General features: G+C 65.2%; 19 protein-coding genes. 9 read left to right on the forward strand and 10 right to left on the reverse strand.

Features of this window, described 5'->3' with window-relative positions; translation table 11 throughout:
• Window positions 1–1,018, reverse strand: a 1,018-nt coding sequence (locus WA904_RS09740; protein WP_425196928.1) for an ABC transporter permease, incomplete at its 3' end; no start/stop codon positions are given.
• Between the two features lie 80 nt (window positions 1,019–1,098).
• Here WA904_RS09740 and WA904_RS09745 point away from each other — a divergent pair.
• Window positions 1,099–2,061, forward strand: coding sequence for a threo-3-hydroxy-L-aspartate ammonia-lyase (locus tag WA904_RS09745; RefSeq protein WP_425196929.1), 963 nt, complete (start codon window positions 1,099–1,101; stop codon window positions 2,059–2,061).
• Here WA904_RS09745 and ypfH read toward each other — a convergent pair.
• From ypfH to WA904_RS09765, 4 genes are read right to left on the reverse strand one after another with little or no spacing between them, the layout of a single operon-like run.
• Window positions 2,058–2,720 carry an esterase gene (gene ypfH, locus WA904_RS09750; protein ID WP_425196930.1) on the reverse strand — a complete coding sequence of 221 codons (663 nt, stop codon included), beginning with the start codon at window positions 2,718–2,720 and terminating at the stop codon, window positions 2,058–2,060. The genes WA904_RS09745 and ypfH overlap by 4 nt on opposite strands.
• A 60-nt stretch (window positions 2,721–2,780) precedes the next feature.
• On the reverse strand, window positions 2,781–3,428 hold the full coding sequence (locus WA904_RS09755; RefSeq protein WP_425196931.1) for an ABC transporter ATP-binding protein: 648 nt from the start codon (window positions 3,426–3,428) through the stop codon (window positions 2,781–2,783).
• The gene (miaA, locus tag WA904_RS09760) at window positions 3,425–4,372 is read right to left on the reverse strand and encodes a tRNA (adenosine(37)-N6)-dimethylallyltransferase MiaA (protein ID WP_425196932.1); all 948 of its coding nucleotides are present in this window, start codon (window positions 4,370–4,372) and stop codon (window positions 3,425–3,427) included. The genes WA904_RS09755 and miaA overlap by 4 nt, the downstream gene beginning before the upstream one ends.
• Window positions 4,369–5,577, reverse strand: a complete 1,209-nt coding sequence (locus WA904_RS09765; RefSeq protein WP_425196933.1) for a multidrug effflux MFS transporter — start codon at window positions 5,575–5,577, stop codon at window positions 4,369–4,371. Before WA904_RS09765 ends, miaA begins: the two co-directional genes overlap by 4 nt.
• A gap of 223 nt (window positions 5,578–5,800) precedes the next feature.
• On the opposite strand from WA904_RS09765, the gene WA904_RS09770 reads away from it, so the two are divergent.
• From WA904_RS09770 to WA904_RS09785, 4 genes are all read left to right on the forward strand, one after another.
• Window positions 5,801–6,400 carry a TetR/AcrR family transcriptional regulator gene (locus WA904_RS09770; RefSeq protein WP_425196934.1) on the forward strand — a complete coding sequence of 200 codons (600 nt, stop codon included), beginning with the start codon at window positions 5,801–5,803 and terminating at the stop codon, window positions 6,398–6,400.
• Window positions 6,401–6,480: 80 nt separating this feature from the next.
• Window positions 6,481–7,482 (forward strand): NADP-dependent oxidoreductase, encoded by a 1,002-nt coding sequence (locus WA904_RS09775; protein WP_425196935.1) that lies wholly within the window; start codon window positions 6,481–6,483, stop codon window positions 7,480–7,482.
• A 96-nt stretch (window positions 7,483–7,578) separates the two neighbouring features.
• The gene (locus WA904_RS09780) at window positions 7,579–8,283 is read left to right on the forward strand and encodes an SDR family oxidoreductase (protein ID WP_425196936.1); all 705 of its coding nucleotides are present in this window, start codon (window positions 7,579–7,581) and stop codon (window positions 8,281–8,283) included.
• 37 nt (window positions 8,284–8,320) lie between these two features.
• A complete protein-coding gene (locus WA904_RS09785) occupies window positions 8,321–9,178 on the forward strand; it encodes an alpha/beta fold hydrolase (RefSeq protein WP_425196937.1) in 858 nt (285 codons plus the stop codon).
• Window positions 9,179–9,242: 64 nt separating this feature from the next.
• Here WA904_RS09785 and nudK read toward each other — a convergent pair whose 3' ends face one another.
• A complete protein-coding gene (nudK, locus tag WA904_RS09790) occupies window positions 9,243–9,872 on the reverse strand; it encodes a GDP-mannose pyrophosphatase NudK (protein WP_425196938.1) in 630 nt (209 codons plus the stop codon).
• Between the two features lie 97 nt (window positions 9,873–9,969).
• Here nudK and WA904_RS09795 point away from each other — a divergent pair, with 97 nt between their 5' ends.
• Complete coding sequence (locus WA904_RS09795; RefSeq protein WP_425196939.1) at window positions 9,970–10,728, forward strand: DeoR/GlpR family DNA-binding transcription regulator; 759 nt, start codon at window positions 9,970–9,972, stop codon at window positions 10,726–10,728.
• A 13-nt stretch (window positions 10,729–10,741) separates the two neighbouring features.
• Here the strand turns inward: WA904_RS09795 and WA904_RS09800 are convergent, their stop codons facing one another.
• Window positions 10,742–11,608, reverse strand: a complete 867-nt coding sequence (locus tag WA904_RS09800) for an alpha/beta hydrolase (protein ID WP_425196940.1) — start codon at window positions 11,606–11,608, stop codon at window positions 10,742–10,744.
• Between the two features lie 186 nt (window positions 11,609–11,794).
• Between WA904_RS09800 and WA904_RS09805 the strand changes: the two genes are divergently transcribed.
• Complete coding sequence (locus WA904_RS09805) at window positions 11,795–12,976, forward strand: glycerophosphodiester phosphodiesterase (protein WP_425196941.1); 1,182 nt, start codon at window positions 11,795–11,797, stop codon at window positions 12,974–12,976.
• A gap of 4 nt (window positions 12,977–12,980) precedes the next feature.
• Here the strand turns inward: WA904_RS09805 and mutL are convergent, their stop codons facing one another.
• Complete coding sequence (gene mutL / locus WA904_RS09810; protein WP_425196942.1) at window positions 12,981–14,891, reverse strand: DNA mismatch repair endonuclease MutL; 1,911 nt, start codon at window positions 14,889–14,891, stop codon at window positions 12,981–12,983.
• A 64-nt stretch (window positions 14,892–14,955) separates the two neighbouring features.
• Here mutL and WA904_RS09815 point away from each other — a divergent pair, with 64 nt between their 5' ends.
• Together WA904_RS09815 and WA904_RS09820 are read left to right on the forward strand one after the other, a co-directional pair.
• Window positions 14,956–15,609 (forward strand): DedA family protein, encoded by a 654-nt coding sequence (locus tag WA904_RS09815; protein WP_425196943.1) that lies wholly within the window; start codon window positions 14,956–14,958, stop codon window positions 15,607–15,609.
• A gap of 92 nt (window positions 15,610–15,701) precedes the next feature.
• The gene (locus WA904_RS09820) at window positions 15,702–17,552 is read left to right on the forward strand and encodes an AMP-dependent synthetase/ligase (RefSeq protein WP_425196944.1); all 1,851 of its coding nucleotides are present in this window, start codon (window positions 15,702–15,704) and stop codon (window positions 17,550–17,552) included.
• On the opposite strand, the gene WA904_RS09825 is transcribed toward WA904_RS09820, so the two are convergent.
• Together WA904_RS09825 and WA904_RS09830 are read right to left on the reverse strand one after the other, a co-directional pair.
• Complete coding sequence (locus WA904_RS09825) at window positions 17,536–18,792, reverse strand: ROK family transcriptional regulator (protein WP_425196945.1); 1,257 nt, start codon at window positions 18,790–18,792, stop codon at window positions 17,536–17,538. The two genes, WA904_RS09820 and WA904_RS09825, sit on opposite strands and share 17 nt — an antisense overlap.
• Window positions 18,789–19,241 carry an RbsD/FucU family protein gene (locus WA904_RS09830; RefSeq protein ID WP_425196946.1) on the reverse strand — a complete coding sequence of 151 codons (453 nt, stop codon included), beginning with the start codon at window positions 19,239–19,241 and terminating at the stop codon, window positions 18,789–18,791. The genes WA904_RS09825 and WA904_RS09830 overlap by 4 nt, the downstream gene beginning before the upstream one ends.
• Window positions 19,242–19,278: the final 37 nt, after the last annotated feature.

A 19,278-nucleotide genomic window follows, 5' to 3' on the forward strand; every position in this document is an offset into this window, starting at 1 on the left:
GCGCCACACCGGAAAAATAACCGCCACCCAGGTCACCGCCCAGCACGCGCAGGGCCAGCGCAGCCAGCGCCGTGCCCAGTGTTATGCCGGCAACGCTGCCGACGGTGCCCAGCAGCGCGGACTCCCACAGCACCAGACGCAGGCGCTCGCGGCCGGTCAGCCCCAGCACGCCGAGCAGCGCAAACTGCTGCGCACGTTTGGCCACGCTCAGCGAGAGCACCGAAAACACCAGGAAAGCCCCGGTGAACAGCGCCACCAGCGCCAGCACGGTGAGGTTGACGCGGTAGGCGCGCGAGAGGTTGCTGACGCGCTGCGCGTCGTCGCCCGGCTCGGTGGCCGTGATGCCGGCCGGCAGTTGCAGCGCGCTGACAAAGGCGGCACGATCGGTGCCGGCCTGCAGGCGCACGTCGATGCGCGAGAGCTGGCCGCTGCGGCCAAACAGTTCCTGCGCCGCACCGATGTCCATCACTGCCAGCGCCGTACCACCGGCGGCAATACTGCCCGCCACCCGGGCAGGCAGCAGGTTCAGGCCGCTTTGCAGGCGAAGTTGCTCCTCCGGCAGGCTTTGGCGTGCCGCGGCGTTGAGGAAGAGGGCGTCGGGCGAAAGCAGCGCCAGCCGCTCGGCCCCGGCCGATGGCACGGGCATCAATGCCGGCGCCAGCGCCGCCACCACCAGCACATCCACGCCGACCACGCGCAGCGCCACACGTTTCCCGCCGGCAGTTACAGCATAGGTGCTGAGTTCCAGCACCGGGCTGGCCAGTGCCACCTGCGGGTGCGTGGCCACGCGTGCATAAATCGCTTCGTCGAACACCCCGCGCATGGCGCGCAGCTCCAGGTCGGGCTGGCCATTGACCGAACGCACCGCCTGCGAAAACTCACTGAGTGCAGACGCATTGATCAACTGCACCGAAAACGCCAGCGCCACACCGAGCATGACAGCCACCACGGCCGCAGCGTTGCGCCACTTGTGGTGCAGCAGCTCCTGCCAGGAGAAGGTGAAGAGGAGGGCGAGCATGGGTTGATTGTGCCTTTCGGTATGCCAGGGGTGAATAAACTAGGGCTCTTTTCAAGCCACTGAATGAAAGCCCACTCGCCATGCAACTCCCCACTTACGACGATGTTGTGGCCGCCGCCGCGCGGCTTGAAGGCCACGCGCATCACACACCGGTGCTGCGTTCTGCCACGGCCGATGCGCGCTGGGGCGCGCAGTTTTTCTTCAAGTGCGAGAACTTCCAGCGCATGGGAGCGTTCAAGTTCCGCGGGGCCTTCAATGCGCTGTCGAAGTTTGATGCCGCGCAGCGCCGGGCCGGCGCCATCGCGTTTTCCTCGGGCAACCATGCGCAGGCGGTGGCGCTGTCGGCTCGGCTGCTGGGCATGCCGGCGCTGATCGTGATGCCGCAGGACGCCCCCGCCGCCAAGCTGGCGGCCACACGCGGCTACGGCGCCGAGTTGGTGCTGTACGACCGCTTCACCGAAGACCGCGAGGCCCTGACCCTGCGGCTGGCCGGCGAGCGCGGCATGACCCTGATCCCGCCCTACGACCACCCCGATGTGATCGCCGGCCAGGGCACGGCCGCGAAGGAACTGATAGCGGAAACCGGCTGGCTGGACCGCCTGTATGTCTGCCTGGGTGGCGGCGGGCTGACCAGCGGTTCGGCACTGGCCGCCCGCGCGCTGGCGCCCGTGTGTAAGGTGTTCGGCGTCGAGCCCGAAGCCGGCAACGACGGGCAGCAGTCGCTGCGCGCGGGCCGCATCGTGAACATCCCTGTGCCCAAAACCATCGCCGACGGCGCGCAGACCCAGCATTTGGGCGAGTACACCTTCGGCATCATCCGCCGCGATGTGGACGACATCCTGACCGTGAGCGATGCGCAACTGGTCGAGGCCATGCGCTTTTTTGCGGAGCGCATGAAGATGGTGGTGGAGCCGACCGGCTGCCTGGCGTTTGCGGGTGCCTGCACCGACGCGGCGGCGATCAAGGGCGCGCGGGTCGGCGTGATTATCAGCGGCGGCAACGTGGATCTGGCACGTTACGGCGAACTGCTGGCGACGTCCTAAGCCGAGCGCCAGAAGCGCAGCGGCACGCAGGTCTGCAGGCGGTGGATGGCTTGCGCCATCAAGGCCGGATGCAGCTCGTGGCCGATGCTGGAGGCGATATCGCAGGTGGCGTCGGCGCCCAGCGCCATCAGCTCGGCATAGGCCTGCTGGGCCAGCCGTGCCGGCACCACGGTGTCGAGCTGGCCATGCAGCAGGTGAATGGTTGTCAGGCTGGGCGCCTTGTTGGGCCAGGCGGCGTAACACCCCGAAAAAGCAAGCACACGGCCGACCAGCCCGTCGTGCTGGTCGCTCAGCGCGAGCGCCAGCGTCGCGCCCTGCGAAAAACCGGCCAGCGCGGTGTCGGACTGCAGGATGCCGAAACGCTCCTGCTGCTGGCGAATAAAGGCGGCCAGCGGCGGCACGGCTTTGGCCACCCGCTCCGGACGATTCGCGTCGGTCAGCTCGAAGGTCGGGAACCACTGTCGCTCTGTCTTGCCGAGGTGAATGGATTCAATCCCTTCCGGCATCACCACGGCCGCTTCGGCAAACGAGTCCCCGAGCAGGTTGGCGAGTTCCAGCATGTCCACTGCCGAACCACCGGCGCCATGCAACAGCAGGAACAGCTGGCGCGGTGCCGTGGCGGGGAGCAGTTCCAGGGTTTCAAAGGACGGGGTATTCATCGAGCTTCAGTTGGGTCCGGTCGCGGGTTTGACAAGCAATTGTCTGTGGGAGGTGCCGCTTCAGCCCGATATGCCTTCGCTGCTCAGGTGCAGCACGCGGTCGGCACGTGCCGCGGCGGTTTCCGAGTGGGTGACCAGCACCAGCGAGGCGCCATGCTCACGCGTTTGCGCCACCAGCGCGTCCATCACTTTGGCCGCAGTGCCCGGGTCCAGGTTGCCGGTGGGTTCGTCGGCCAGCAGCAGGCTGGGGCGGTGGATCAGGGCGCGTGCAATCGCGACGCGCTGCAGCTGCCCGCCCGAGAGTTGCTGCGGCAGGCGTTCGCCCAGGCCTTCCAGGCCGACGGCGGCGAGCATGGCCTGCACCCGCGCCTCGTCCTGCTGGCCGAGCAGCAGCAGGGGCAGGGCAATGTTCTGCGCCACGTCCAGGTGCGGCAGCACGTGGAAGGCCTGGAAGACGAAACCGACCTTTTCGCGCCGCAGCAGGGCGCGCTGGTCATCGCCGAGCGTGCCCAGGTCGACGCCGTCGAGCGTGACAGAGCCGGTGTCCCAGCTGTCCAGCCCGGCCATGCAGTTGAGCAGGGTGGACTTGCCGACACCCGACTCGCCGACGATGGCGACAAACTCACCGGGTGCGACATCTAGCGAGACGTTGCTGAACACCGCGACCTCGCCGTAGTGCTTGCTGAGCTTGCGCACGCTGAGGCTCATGCCGCCTGACTCACCAGATCAAGCACCTGCTGCACGGCCGAGGGATCGTCGCATGCGACCACCTGCCTTTCGGGCATGGAGCGCAGCCAGGTGATCTGGCGTTTGGCCAGCTGGCGCGTGGCAAAAATGCCCTTGTCGCGCAGTTCGGCCATGGGGGAGGTGCCCTCCAGGGCTTCCCAGGCCTGGCGGTAGCCGACGCAGCGCATGGACGGCAGGTCGGCATGCAGGTCGCCGCGCGCGCGCAAGGCCCGCACCTCGTCTAGGAAGCCGGCGGCCAGCATGGCATCAAAGCGCGCGGCAATACGTTCGTGCAGCCAGGCGCGGTCCTGCGGTTCAAGGGAAATAAGGGTTCCAACCCTTGTGGCGCGGGCGCCATCAGCTACTTTTTCGATAGCGTTTTTCTGGTGGAAGAAGGACAACGGCCGGCCGGTGAGGCGGAACACCTCCAGCGCGCGGGAGATGCGCTGCGAGTCGTTCGGAGCCAGCCGGACGGCCGTGGGGGCATCCACGCGGGCGAGTTCGGCATGCAGTGCCGGCCAGCCTTTTTCGCCGGCCTCGGCCAGCAGCACTGCGCGAATCGCCGGGTCGGCAGGCGGCATGTCGTCCAGGCCTTCGAACAGGGCCTTGAAGTACAGCATGGTGCCGCCCACCAGCAGCGGCAGCTTGCCGCGCGTGCTGATCTCTTCGATCAGGTGTGTGGCGTCGGCAGCGAACTCCGCCGCGCTGTAGGCCTGCAGCGGGTCGCGGATATTGATCAGGTGGTGCGGCACGGCGGCCAGTTCGGCAGGCGTGGGTTTGGCCGTGCCGATGTCCATGCCGCGGTAGACCAGGGCCGAGTCGACGCTGATGATTTCCACCGGATAGCGCCCGGCAATGGCGAACGCCGCGGCGGTTTTGCCCGATGCGGTCGGCCCGGCCAGTCCGATCCAGCGCGGAGCTGTCATGGGCGCACGGGCGCGGCCAGCACGGCCGGCTCGCCATGTCTCTGGACCAGCGTCCAGGCAGTCAGGGAAATGCAGACACTCCAGAACAGCACGCCATAGGCCAGCGGAAACACCGTGCCGTCCATGTGGCTGCCCAGCCAGCCGCCCATGGCGAAGGCGGCGATCATCATCAGGAAACCGTTGAGCGCCGAGGCCGCGCCTGCCGCGCCGGGAAAGGGGCTGACGGCGCCGCTCTGGCTGCAGGGCTGGTGCACGCCGTGCGCAAATACAAACAGGTAATAAGGCAGCAGCAGGGCCCAGACGTTGTGGATGCCGGCCCAGGCCAGTGTGCTGATCAGCAGGCCGCCGCTGAGTGTGAGCACACCGGCCATCGCGACCGAGCGGCGCACGCCAAAGCGCGGCAGCAGGCGGCGGCACCAGAAGGTGCCCAGCACATAGACAAACGACATGGAAAACATCACCAGGCCGTATTTGGTCTTGGACAGGCCCAGCACCTTGATGAAAACAAAGGACGAAGACGCCAGGAAGGTGAACAGCCCGCCATAGGAAGCGGTGGACAGCGCCGAGAACGCGACGAAGGTCGGGTTGCGCACAATCGCCCACCAGGTCCTCACCAGGGTGCGCGGCTCCAGCGCACGCGGATTCTTCAGCGTCAGGGTTTCTTCAAAGCGCATGGCAATCATGGCCAGCGCCACCGCGCCGAACACCGCCAGCGCCAGCAGCGCCGCGCGCCAATTGAAAATATCCGACAGCAGGCCGCCCAGCGGCGCGCTCAGGCAGGCGATCACGCCCAGCCCGGTCAGGCCGCGGGACATCGCGCGCGCGGCGGCCACCGGTGCGTAAAGATCGCGCACGATGGCCCGGGCACACATGACGGCTGCCCCCATGGCCGCACCTTGCACGATGCGCCAGATGATCAGCAGCGCCATGGACGGCGCCAGCGCCGCGCCTATGGCCGCGAGCACGTAGGCGCCCAGGCCGCACAGCAGGATGGGCCGGCGGCCAAAACGGTCGGACAACGGCCCCCAGAACAGCTGGGAAATGCCGAACGCCAGCAACAGGCCGGTGAGCGTGAGCTGGGCCTGCGCCATCGGCGCGCCGAATCCTTCGGTGAGCGCGGGCAGCGCCGGCAGGTAGAGGTCGGTGGTGACGGGCTGGATGCCGAGCAGCAGGGTCAGCACCAGCACAACCAGGGCGGACGACATGGGCTTGGAAGCAGAAGCAGACATCGCGCTGAGCGTAGCAGATTGGTTCGCGTGCACTGGGACTCTGGTATGGCTGGAACGGAATCGAAAAACACCCCGCAGGGTGCGCCGCTCCTTCTTTCGTCCCTGCCTCCTCTTGGGGTATTGGCGTACAGCAAACCGATCGTTGCTTGTGGAAATCGAACCCCAGATCCGTCACGTGCATGCTTTTGCAAAATCATGTATGATGAACGTCATGCGAAATACGAAACTCAACGCCAGAACAGCAGCCAAGGAGGCGTCCCACGAACGCATCGTGTCCGCTGCTGCGCGCGCCATCCGCCGAAGCGGCTATGACGGTACCGGCGTTGCCGACATCATGAAGGAGGCCGGCCTGACCCATGGCGCGTTTTACGCCCATTTCCCCTCGCGTGAGGCCATGCTGGCAGAAGCAGCGACCCGGGCCTGCGCTGAAGCAGCCGCTTTGACGGCGGATGTTGTGGCCAGCGTAGCTGCCGATCAGGCTTTGGCATCCATGCTTCGCGCCTATCTCTCGCCGGAGCACCTGAAACAGGTCGAAATGGGATGTCCCCTGGCCGCGCTGGGCTCGGAGACGGCGCGCCAGGCACCCGAAGTACGTCGGGTGACCACCCGGCACATCAAGGAAATGATCGATCTTGTCGCCCGCCAGTCGCCTGACTGGGGGCAGCCCGGCGCTCACGAACGGGCACTCGTGACCGTCGCCACCATGGTGGGCACTTTGGTGCTGGCCCGGGCAGTCGACGAGGCTGCACTGTCGGGCAGCCTGTGTGAAGCTGCCTTCAAGCACCTGACCTCCACCTGAACCCACTGAAACACATCGCCTTTTCGTTTGTCAAAATATATGACGCTCATAATGCGAATTAACCAAAAATAAGGAAAACCATGAAAGCCTTTGTTCTCGATCGATACAGCAAGAAAAGCGCGTTGCGATTGGCAAACATGCCAATTCCGGAGTTGCGTGACGACGATGTCCTGGTTCAGATTCATGCCACAGGCGTGAACCTGCTGGACTCCAAGATCCGGGATGGAGAGTTCAAGCTCATCCTCCCCTATCACCTGCCGCTGATCCTGGGCCATGACGTCGCCGGGGAGGTCGTCAAGGTCGGCCCGCGCGTGCGGCAGTTCAAGCCGGGCGATGAGGTCTATGCACGCCCGGATGATTTCCGGATTGGTACGTTCGCGGAATTCGTTCCCGTCAAGGAAGCTTCGCTGGCGCTCAAGCCCAGGGGGCTCACGATGGAAGAAGCCGCCTCCATTCCCCTGGTAGCCCTGACGGCCTGGCAGGCGCTGGTTGAAAAGGCCAATCTGCAAAAAGGACAGAAGGTCTTCATTCAGGCTGGCTCCGGCGGCGTAGGCACGTTTGCCATCCAGTTGGCCAAGCATTTGGGCGCAACCGTTGCCACGACCACGAGTACGGCCAATGTCGCACTCGTGAAGAGTCTGGGTGCAGACGTCGTCATCGACTACAAGACGCAGGCCTTCGAGGAGGTTTTGCGCGACTACGACGTGGTCCTGAACAGCCAGGACGGCAAGACGCTCGAAAAATCCCTGCGCGTTCTCAAGGCCGGCGGAAAGCTGATCTCCATCTCCGGACCGCCTGATCTCGAATTCGGCAAGGAAAGCGGGGCGCCGGCGTTCGTGAAACTGGTCATGTGGATGCTGAGCGCAGGCATCAGGCGCAAGGCAAAAGGCCGCGGGGTCAGCTTCTCGTTCCTCTTCATGAAGGCGAACGGGAGCCAGCTGCACGAGATCACCCGTCTTTTCGATGCTGGCGTCATCCACCCCGTGATGGACCGGGTCTTCCCCTTCGAGTCAACCAACGAAGCCATGGCCTATGTCGAAGCAGGCCGCGCAAAAGGCAAGGTCGTCGTCAAGGTCAAGTGAGTTTGTTCATGTCAGTGTGGCCGAAGGACCTGGAAGGTCTGAAAGCCGGCAACTGAATCTGTTTGTCCCCTTCCCCTTCTTTTTTTGGAGATTCCCATGAAAATTGAAAATTCTGTTGTCCTGGTCACCGGTGCCAATCGCGGCATCGGCCTGGCATTCACGCGCGAGCTGCTCGCCCGCGGTGCCCGCAAGGTCTATGCGGCCGCACGCGATCCCGCGACGGTCACCCAAGCCGGTGTTCTGCCCCTGCGGCTGGACGTCAACAAGCCGGAGGACGTGGCGGCCGCTGCGGCGCTGGCATCAGATGTGACCTTGGTGATCAACAACGCGGGCATTGCCCAGCCGGGAGGTTTTCTCGCAGCCGATAGCGAAGACGTCGCACGGCGCATCTTTGAGACCAACTTCTTCGCCGTGTTGCGCATGAGCAAGGCCTTCGCGCCTGTCCTCAAAGGCAACGATGGCGGCGCCTTGCTCAACGTCCTGTCGGTCGCTTCGTGGGTGAACGGCGGCGAGTTGGCCGCCTATTCGGCCAGCAAGTCTGCGGCCTGGTCGCTCACCAACGCCTTGCGCAGCGAACTGGCGGCGCAGAAAACGCAAGTGCTGGGGCTGCACATGGCCTACGTCGATACCGATCTCACGCGCGGGTTCGATGTCCCGAAGTCCAGCCCTGAGGAGATCGTCAGGCGCGCGCTCGACGGACTCGAATCTGGCGTCGATGAGGTGCTGGCCGATGAACTCACCTTGCAGGTCAAGAGCGGGATGACGGCGGCGAGGCCCAGCTACCTCCCGCAAACGTCTTGAACCCGAAACCCGACCGATATCGCGAAGGTGAAGAAACATGAGCGCGTCGCAAAACCCGGCAGTCACCTGGAAAGATGTTCCCACGCGGACGATCGCCGCAAGTGGCGTGGAGTTCGCCTATCGGGAACTTGGCGCGGACAACTCCGGCACGCCGGTCGTTTGCCTCATCCACCTGGCTGCCGTCCTGGACAACTGGGATCCTCGAGTTATCGACGGATTAGCGGCGAAGCATCGCGTGATCACATTCGACAACCGCGGAGTCGGTGCCTCCAGCGGCGCCCCGGCGGCCTCCATCGAAGAGATGGCCAGGGATACCATCGCCTTCGTCAAGGCCATGGGTCTTGATCAGGTGGATCTCTTCGGGTTCTCGATGGGCGGGATGATCGCGCAGGAGATTGCGTTGATGGAGCCGCAACTTGTGCGCAGGATGATCCTCACGGGAACAGGCCCCGCTGGCGGCGAAGGCATCAGCAAGGTGGCCCGCGTGACCTACCTCGACATGATCCGTGGCTGGCTCAGCTTTCAGGATCCGAAGCAGTTCCTCTTCTTCACCAGGACGCCTGCCGGAATCCGTGCGGGAAAGGCCTTCCTGTTGCGCATCAAGGAACGCTCCGAAAACCGCGACAGGGAAATCACCGTGGCTGCGCTGCTGGCGCAGTTGAAAGCGCTATGCCTGTGGGGCGAGAAGAAGCCTGCGGACCTGTCAAGGATTCATCACCCCGTCCTTGTCGCGAACGGTGACAGTGATCGCATGGTCCCGAGCAAGAATACCTACGATCTGGCGCAGCGTCTCCCGAACAGCGAGCTCATCATCTATCCCGATTCCGGACACGGCGCGGTGTTCCAGTTCCATGTCGACTTCGTGCCCAAAGCGCTTGAGTTCCTTTCACGCTAAGCGAGGTACAGGCGCGGGACGCTGCGTTCGACGCCGAACCGGGAGGGCTATTTCCCGAATGGACTCAGGCGCCGGAAGGGAGAAGCAGGCGGTCCAGGCCGGTGATTTTTGCGTGCTGCAGCAGCATGATGGTCTTGGCGTCTTCGATGGCGCCGCTGCGCACCATGGCCAGCGCGCCATCAAGCGGCAGCTCGATCACCTCGATGTCTTCGCCTTCATTCACGACGCCACCGCCTTCGCCGGTCCGGTCCGAGCTTTCGTAGGGCGCCACAAAAAAATGCAGCTTTTCTGTGACGGAGCCCGGGCTCATGTAAGCCTCGAAAACCTTGTGTGGCGCCTGGATGTTGAAGCCGGTTTCCTCGGCCGCTTCGCGCCGGATGCAGGTCTCGGGGTCGTCGCCATCGGGCAATCCGGCACAGGCCTCGATCAGCATGCCGTCGGCACAACCGTTGACCCAGGCCGGCAACCGGAATTGCCGTGTCAGCACCACGGTCTGCCGCCGGGCATTGAACAGCAGCAGCGCTGCGCCGTTGCCGCGGTCATAAACCTCGCGTGTCTGCTGCTGCCACGTGCCGCCGCGACGGAGCAGCTCGATGGTGAGCTTGCGCAACACATACCAGTTGTCGGACAGGCGTTCATCGCCGAGCACGCGCACGTGTTGCGCGGGCGGTGGAATCAGGAAGGAAGGGCGCATTGGGGGCGGACTCATTTCGTGTAATATCATGCATTATCGTGAAGTTTCATGCAATTGTTCAAACCCTTCCAGAAGCTCCTGTCCGACAGAAACCCCGATGTTGACCAGCCAACGCAAACACCTGCTGCTGACGCGCCTTGGCCGTGACGGGCAACTGGTTGCCAAGGAGATCAGCCAGGAACTGGGCATTTCGGAAGACACCGTCCGGCGCGACCTTCGCGAGCTGGCCCAGGCGGGCAAGCTCCAGCGTGTCCATGGCGGGGCCTTGCCTGCTTCGCCGGCCGTCGGCAATGTGGCGGCGCGCGAGCAGATCGCGGCGCTGGACAAGCAGGCCATCGGCCGGGCGGCGGCGGCCATGGTCCAGCCCGGGCAGGTGGTGATCATTGATGGCGGCACCACGGCGCTGCAGATGGTGCAACACCTGCCCGAAGACCTTCATGCGACGGTGCACACCCACAGTCCGGCGGTTGCCATGGCGCTGGCGCGCTGTCCCCACATCGTCATCCAGCTGCTTGGCGGGCGGCTGTTCCGGCACTCCATGGTGGCCATGGGGGCTGAGTTGATGGAGCAGCTCTCGCGCCTGCGGGCCGATGTATTTTTCATGGGAGCGACCGGCGTGCATGCGTCAGCCGGCGTGACCACGGGCGATTCCGAGGAAGCCGCCGTCAAGCGGGCGCTGCACCGCTGTGCTTCCGAGACAGTGCTGCTGGCGTCGGGCGAGAAGCTGGGCGCGGCCTCGGCGTACCGCATCATGGCACTGGCCGATGTGTCCGCGGTGGTGGTTCACAGGGGCACGCCGGCGCCGTGGATTCGCAGCGTCAAGCGTGCCGGCGTGCGTGTGGTGCAGGCTGGCTGATCCGATTTCGATATCAGGGCGCAGCAGAGACCGCGAGACTGTTCATGCTGAACAGCTGCGCCAGCGCCTGCCGGTACTGCGCCTGGCCCACGGAGTTGGTGTTGTGATGCGAGCCGCCTTCCACCAGCACGAAGAGCTTGGGCAGGGCAGCGGCTTCGTACAGTTTGCGACCCAGGTCGGGCAGGATCAGCCTGTCTTCGCCGCCATGAACCACCAGAAGGGGCGAGCCGATCCTGCCGACCTTGCGGGCTGCTTCGAAACGCTGGGTGATCAGCAGCGACACCGGCACCCAGCCCCATTTGGAGGTGCTGATGACGTCGGCAATGGAGGTGAAGGTGCTTTCCACAATCGTGCCGCTTTCGTCGCTGACCTCAGCGGCCAGGTTGATGGCAATCGGGCCGCCCAGCGAGTGGCCGAAAATGTAACGCTGCCGGCCGGGGTACTTTTGGGCCAGCCAGTCCCAGGCTGCGCGCGCGTCTTCGTAGGCCGATTCTTCGGAGGGCAGCGCTTGAGTGCTTTTGCCGAAACCGCGGTAGTCCACGCCCAGCACGGAAAAGCCCAGCTCCTGCATGCGGCGCATGCGCGGCGCCGAGCCGGTCACGTTGAAACGGGCGCCGTGCAGGTACAGCAGGATGGGGGCCCTGGCGTCTTCGGCGGGGTGCCACAGGCCGTGCAGCCGGGCCGGTTCGCCGCCGGCTGCGGGTTTGAAGTCGATCCAGACGTCTTTCATGCCTTCCGCGGCGGCGAGGCCGCCGCTCCAGGATCGGTCACTGGGCTGGAAGATCCAGGCGCGCTGGCGTTCATCGAGCGTGCTGCATCCCGAAATAATGGCAAAACCAAGGAGAAGGAGGAGGGCAGCGAAGAGGGGCCAGCGTTTCATGGATAGGACTGAGTGGTAATCGATGTAAAAGTTCGCGTTGTCAGGGAATCTCCCGACAAGCACGTTTCCTGCCATGTCCGCAGCCACCCGCCTCGCGGCGCCTGATCGCAAGCAGTTGCAACAGGACTTCATCAAACCGTCACTTGCACGCACCATACTGGGACATTCAACTGACGAGGGAGAACCATGCATTCACTGCGCATCCTGGCCGCTGGGCTGGCCGCCACCGGCATCCTGGGGCTTGCAGCCTGTGTGGCCACTCCTTCAGCGGGTCCTTACCCGACCCTGGACGGCAAGGCGCCGCTGGTCATTGGCCACCGCGGTGCTGCCGGCTATTTGCCTGAGCACACGCTGGCGTCGTACCAACGGGCGATCGAGCTGGGCGCCGACTTCATCGAACCCGATGTGGTGGCCACCAGGGACGGCGAACTGGTGGTGCGGCACGAACCCAACATCACGGCCACCACCGACGTGTCAACCCGCCCCGAGTTCGCTGCCCGCAAGACCACGCGCCAGGTGGACGGCGTGGCCGAAACCGGCTGGTTCACCACCGACCTGACGCTGGCCGAACTGAAAACACTGCGCGCCAAACAGGCCATGCCCGAGCGCGACCAGTCGCACAACGGGAAGTACGCCGTCCCGACCCTGCGCGAAGTGCTGGACCTGGCGCGCAGCGAAAGTGCGCGGACGGGCCGCACCATCGGCGTCTACCCTGAGACCAAACACCCGACCTACCATGTGACGGCCGGCCTGGCGCTGGAAGACCGGTTGCTCAGGCTGCTGGCCGAATACGGTTACACCTCGAAAAGCTCACCGGTGATCGTGCAGTCCTTCGAGGTAGGTAACCTCAAATACCTGCGCAGCAAGACAGCGTTGCGCCTGGTGCAACTGATAGACGGCGACGGTGTCGATGCCCAGGGCAAGGTGACGCTGGCGCCGCCTTTCGACAAACCCTATGACTTCGCTGTGGCCAAAGACCGCCGCACCTTTGCCGACCTGCTGAGCCCGGGCGGGCTGAAGGAGATCAAGACCTACGCTGACGGTATCGGCCCCTGGAAGGCCTATTTGCTGCCGGCCCGGCAACTGGATGCCAACGGCGACGGCAAGCCCGACGACCTCAACGGTGACGGCGCCATCGACGAACGCGACCGGATGCTGCTGCCGCCCACGCCGGTGGTGAAAGACGCACACGCTGCCGGCCTGTTTGTGCACCCCTTTACTTTCCGCAGCGAAGCGAAACGCCTGGTGTCCGACTACCGCGGCGACGCGGCGGCCGAGTACAAAAAGTTTTTCGAGATAGGCGTGGACGGCGTGTTCAGCGACTTCCCGGACACGGCCGTGAAGGCTCGAGCCGAGCGCAATCGCTAAAGGCTCAGCGCCCGCGCAGGAACAGGTTGTCCAGTTCCCTGATGGTGACCTGGCGCCATGTCGGCCGGCCATGGTTGCACTGGTCGGAGCGCTCGGTGGCTTCCATCTGGCGCAGCAGGCCGTTCATCTCGTCGATGGTGAGCTTGCGGTTGGCGCGCACGGCGCCGTGGCAGGCCATGGTGGAAAGCAGCTCGTTCTGCGCGCGCTGGATCACGGTGCTGGCATCGTGCTGTGCGAGTTCCGCCAGCACGCTTCGGGCGAGTTCCACGGCATCCCCTTGCGCCAGGCTGGTCGGCACCGCGCGCACGGCCAGCGTGCGCGGCGAAAAAGGGGTGATCTCCAGGCCCAGGGCTTTCAGGGTGTCGGTATGCGCCTCGGAGGCGGCCACTTCCTGCGGTGTGGCCGCAAAGGTGGCGGGGATCAGCAGCGGCTGGCTGGCGATGCTGGCGCTGTCCATCTGGTTTTTCAGGCGCTCGTAAACAATGCGTTCGTGTGCGGCATGCATGTCGACAATCACCAGGCCCTGGGTGTTCTCGGCCAGGATGTAAATGCCCTGCAGCTGCGCTACCGCGCGGCCCAGCGGCCAGTCGCCGGGAGGCAGGTCGTCGTTTTCCTTTTCGGTTCGGCTCGAAGCTCCGGTTGCAGGATTCCCTTCAACCCCTTCGACGGAGCTCAGGACAGGCGGCTCAGGGCGAACGGCGGAGGGAGATGGCCACATCGCCTCAAAGTCAGACACCCGCGGGTTCTGGCGGTAAGGCTGAGGCGCTCCAAAATTGATAGCTGGTTGCGCCCACTGGGAAAGGGCTGAAGGCTGATTTGACTCAAAACTTTCGACAGGTGCTCCGCTGGCGGCGGCGAGCACTGCCGCCGCCGCGCGCGGCGTTGCCAGCGCGTTCTCAACTGCATGGCGCACCGCCTGGTGCACCTCGCGGCTGTCGCGGAAACGCACCTCGATCTTGGTCGGGTGCACGTTGACGTCCACCCGCGCCGGGTCCATGGTGACGTAGAGCGCATACACCGGCTGGCGGTGGCCGTGCAGCACGTCTTCGTAGGCGCTGCGTGCGGCGTGGGTCAGCACCTTGTCGCGCACATAACGGCCATTGACGTAGGCAAACTGCTGGTCGGCCCGCGAACGCGCTGCGTCGGGGATGCCCGCACGCCCGGTCACGCGCACCGAGCCCGCGCTGTAATCGACCGCGATGCTTTGCCCCAGCAGTTCGCTACCCAGCACGTCGGCCAGGCGCTGCTCGTGGGCAGTATCGCCCGTGCAGGCACGCCACTGCTCGACCAGCTTGCCTTCGTGCCAGATCGCAAACCCGACGTCGGGCCGCACCAGCGCGTGGCGGCGCACGGCCTCGATGCAATGCGCCAGCTCGGTGGCGTCGGTCTTCAGGAACTTGCGGCGTGCCGGTGTGGCGTAAAACAGCTCGCGCACCTCGACGGTGGTGCCCCGGGTGCGGGCGGCCGGCGTCAGCTCGCCGGTGCGGCCGTCCAGCAACCAGGCGTGCGCTGCGGGGTCGCTGCCTTCCGCCCGCGAAAGCAGGCTCATGTCGGCAATCGAATTGATGGCGGCCAGCGCTTCACCGCGAAAACCCATGGTGCCGACGGCTTCCAGGTCCTGCAGTGAGGCGATCTTGCTGGTGGCGTGGCGCCTGAGCGCAATCGCCAGTTCCTCGCGCGGAATGCCCAGGCCGTCGTCCTCCACGGAAATCAGCCGCACACCACCGGCCAGCAAGCGCACCGTGACCTGCTGCGCACCGGCGTCCAGCGCGTTGTCCACCAGTTCGCGCACGACAGACGCCGGCCGCTCCACCACCTCGCCGGCCGCAATCTGGCTGACCAGCTCATCGGGCAGTTCGCGGATCGGGCGGCGCGGAGCCGAAGGGGCAAGAGGGAGGGGGGCAGAGAGGGTCACGGACTGATTTTAGGGCGAAGCGCCCTGAGCCGGGCGGCCCGGACGTGCGTGTCAAAATCGACGCATGGAACTTATCGCATTTCTGATGGACTTCATTCTCCACGTAGACAAACACCTGGAGGCTTTTACCCAGACCTATGGCGCCTGGGTGTATGCGCTGCTCTTCATTATCATTTTTGTTGAAACCGGTGTGGTGGTCATGCCCTTCCTGCCCGGCGACTCGCTGCTGTTTGTGGTGGGGGCGCTTTGTGGTGCCGGTCTGCTCAGTTTGCCGACCGCCATGGGGGTGATGCTGATGGCCGCCATCCTGGGCGACCAGTGCAACTATTCGATAGGCCGCTACTTCGGCCCCAAGGTTTTCCAGTGGGAGCAGTCGAGGTTTTTCAACAAGCGCGCTTTCAACCAGGCGCACGAGTTTTACGAACGTTACGGCGGCGTCACCATCATCCTTGCGCGTTTCATGCCTTTTCTGCGCACCTTCGCGCCTTTTGTGGCGGGTGTGGCCGAGATGAGCCGCACCAAGTTCACGGCCTACAACGTGGTCGGTGCCCTGAGCTGGGTGGTGGGCGTGAGCAGCGTCGGCTACTTTTTCGGCAACCTGCCCTGGGTGCAGGCCAACCTGAGCAAGATCATCTGGACCATGATCCTGATTCCCGGGCTGTTTGTGCTCTATGGTGCGTGGAAGGCGAGCCGGTCCACAAGCCAGCCGGCACGCTGACGGGTTATCACGGGGTGCATTGATCCGGGGCAAGACGGCCGCGCCGTGCCGGTGCAAACTTGGCCAGACATGCTCCCTGAAAAAAACTGCCCATGACTGCTTTCGAGATGAACCTTTCTGCCGTACAAACCCTGCCTGAGCTGCTGGCCTTTCGCGTGGCCAACAGTCCGCAGGCCGAGGCCTACCGTGAATTTGACGCCGGCGCCGGCCAGTGGGTCAACACCTCCTGGATGCAAGCCAGCAAGCGTTTTGTTCAGTGGCGTCATGCGCTGGCGGTCATGCAACTGCCGCGCCAGGCAAGCATCGCCATTCTTCTGCCCAACGGACTGGATGCGGTCAGCCTCGACCAGGCGGCACTGGCGCTGGGTCACGTGCCGGTGCCGTTGCATGCGCTGGACAATCCCGGCAGCATTGCCTACATCCTGGCCGACTGCGAAGCGGCGATGCTGATGGTCTCGTCGCTGGCGCAGTGGCGCGCCATCGAGGCGCTTGGTATTCCCATGCCGGCGCTGCGGTGTGTGGTGGTCGCCGGGGAGGCCGTGCCGGCCGCTGCCTCCGCCGGTGCTGCAGCGGTGGTTTCGCTGACCGACTGGCTGGCTGCAGGGCAGGGGCATGACGCCGCCTGGTCGCCGCCGACCGCCGAGGATCTGGCGGCCATCGTCTACACCTCCGGCACCACCGGCAAACCCAAGGGCGTGATGCTCACGCACCGCAACGTGGTGGCCAATGTGCAGGCCATCCTCCAGCGCGTGGCACCCGTCCTGGACGACGTCTTCCTCTCTTTTTTACCGCTGTCGCATACCTTTGAACGCACCGCCGGCTACTACCTGCCCCTGGCTACCGGAAGTTGTGTGGCTTATGCGCGTTCGGTGGCGCTGCTGGCCGAGGACCTGAAAACGGTGCGGCCCACGGTGCTGGTGTCGGTGCCCCGCATCTATGAGCGTGTGTTCGCCAGGCTGCAGGAGACCCTTGCCGGCTCGATGCTGAAGACCCGCCTGTTCGAAGCCACCCAGGCCGTGGGCTGGCGACGCTTTTGCCGGTCGCAGGATTTGCCGCTTGCGCCGGGCGAGGGCAGTGCCTGGTCCTGGCTGGACCCGCTGGTATGGCCGCTGCTGGACCGCCTGGTGGCGCGCACCCTGCGGGCGCAGTTTGGCGGGCGTGTGCGTGTGGCCGTCAGCGGCGGTGCGCCGCTGTCGCGCGCCGTGGCCCGCTGCTTCCTGGGGCTGGGCCTGCCCTTGCTGCAGGGCTACGGCATGACGGAAACGTCACCGGTGGTGGCCGCCAATGGCGTGGAAGACAACGACCCGGCCACCGTGGGCCGTGCGCTGCCCGGCGTGGAAGTGCGCCTGGGTGACAACCGCGAGCTGCAGGTGCGCGGCCCGTCGGTGATGAAGGGTTACTGGAAGCGGCCCGACGACACGGCGCGCGTGCTGTCGTCCGATGGCTGGCTGTCTACCGGTGACCAGGCGGACATGGAGGGCGGGCGTATCCGCATCATCGGCCGCATCAAGGAGATCATCGTGACGTCCACCGGCGAGAAAGTGCCGCCCGGCGATCTGGAACTGGCCATTGCCGTCGATCCGCTGTTCGCCCAGGTCATGGTGGTCGGTGAGAACCAGCCCTTCATCGCCTGTGTGGCCGTTGTTCACCCGGCTGAATGGCGCCGGCTGGCGGAGGCACTGAAGGTCAACCCCGATGACGCCGCCAGTGTGAACCTGCCGGCGGTGCGCCGGGCAGCGCTGGAGCGCATGGCGGCCCAGGTTGGCAGCTTTCCGCGCTACGCCCAGCCGCGTGCCGTGCTGTTGACGATGGAGCCCTGGACAGTGGAGAACACCCTGATGACCCCGACGCTCAAGCTCAAGCGCAACAACCTGATGAAACGTTATGCGCGCGAGATCGAGGCGATGTACCGCCCCGAAGCGCGGATCAGTGATCGCCCTTGAGAAACAGGTCGCGGTCGGGGGCGAAGTTGGCGTGCAGGGGCAGCATGGCACCGCCTAAAGCGCGAGCGTCGGAGCCAATGCTGCCGGCCATTACCTGGGCGGGCCAGAGGCCTTCCCAGTTGTAGCGACCCAATGCGGCACCCGTGGCTTCAATCAGGCGCTGCAGCAGCGGGCGGCAGAAAGAGCCGTCCATCACCGCAGCGTCGATATCCAGCACGGCTGCTGCGCTGACCACGCTGTGGGCCAGTGCATTGGCGGCGCTGGCCACCCAGGCCTGGGTGTCGGCCTCGAACGGCGGCTGCATGGCGCGTTCGTCGTAGGCGGCAGCCGGGTCCAGCCCGCGCGCCTTGAAACACTGCTCCAGTTCCCACAGCGAAGCCTGGCTGATCAGCTGCGGCGGCACGTCGGGCCCCTGGGCCACCTGCAATGGCAGCGATGCCACGGCGCCGGCGTTGTTGTGGATGCCGGCGTGGAGTTGTGAATTGATGACCAGGCCGCCGCCCACAAAGGTATCGACAAACAGGTAGAGAAAACTCTTGAGGTCGCGCCCGCGGCCCGACACCAGTTCGGCCACGCAGGCCGCTGAAGTGTCTTTGGCAAAACTCACGGGCAGGTCGGTCATGGCCTGCACCTCGGCGCTGAGGTCGATGTGGTTCCAGCGGTCCGACTGCTGCGCCGACAGGCCCAACATCCGGTGCCAGCCGCCGAGCTGGAAGGGCGCGGCCACTCCCACGCCTACCAGCCGCGGAGCCAGTGCACCGAGTTGTTCACGCAGGGCGAGCAGGTTCTGGCCGATCACGGGGAGCAGCGTGTCGGCATCGGGGAAGGCGTAGGCCAGCGACAGGCGTTGGCGGACCTGTCCGGTGAAGTCGACCAGCAGCCAGTCGGTGCCGCGCCGGCCAATCTTGATGCCCACGGAAAAAGCACCGTCGGGGTTCAGCGCCAGCGGCACCGAGGGCTGGCCAATGCGTCCGCGCACGCGGTCGTGCCGGATCAGCAGGCCGTCTTCTTCGAGACGGGTGGTGATCAGCCCGATGGTTTGTGCGGTCAGGCCGGTCAGGCGGGCCAGTTCGGCCTTGGGCACGCTGCCGTGCAGGCGGATGGCCTGCAGCACCACGCGTTCGTTGAACTGGCGCATGCCCACGTGGTTGGAGCCGCGCTGGCGCAGCCACACGGGGGTGGCTGCTTTGGATTCAGCGGGGGCAGCTGCAGTAGCGGCGGTGGCAGGAGATTCGGTCATGGACGCAGATTTTCGCCGATGACCCCTTTACGCAGGATGAAGTTGCCAAAAGGCTGCAACTCACCCGTCACCACAATGGCATAGGCTTGGCGTACCCGCTCATAAAACGCGTAGCGCTCAACGCCCTCGGCCTGCTGGTGGGGCAGCCAGTTCGGGGCCAGCAGCCCCAGGACCTCGCGCTGCAGGTCCGAACGGTAGGGCGCCTCGGTACCGCTGACCTGCATGTAGGCCACCGGATGATCCACGTCTTCAGCCAGAGGCAGCAGCGAAGCCACGGCCCGCACGGCCCGCGCCATGCCGTGGCCAGGCAGGCGCAGCACGGGTTTGCCCGCGCCCACACTCATGGCCGTGAAATTGGCGTCGGCCAGCAGCAGCGCGTCGTCATGGCCCATCTCGGCCAGCAGCTTGAGCAGGTCGGGCGTGAGCAGAGGGTCAATGCCTTTAAGCATGGGTGGGCCTTGCGCGCTTCGGAGCGACAAGCGTGAA

This window comes from Polaromonas sp. (genome assembly GCF_049790275.1).
Lineage (GTDB): Bacteria > Pseudomonadota > Gammaproteobacteria > Burkholderiales > Burkholderiaceae_C > Polaromonas.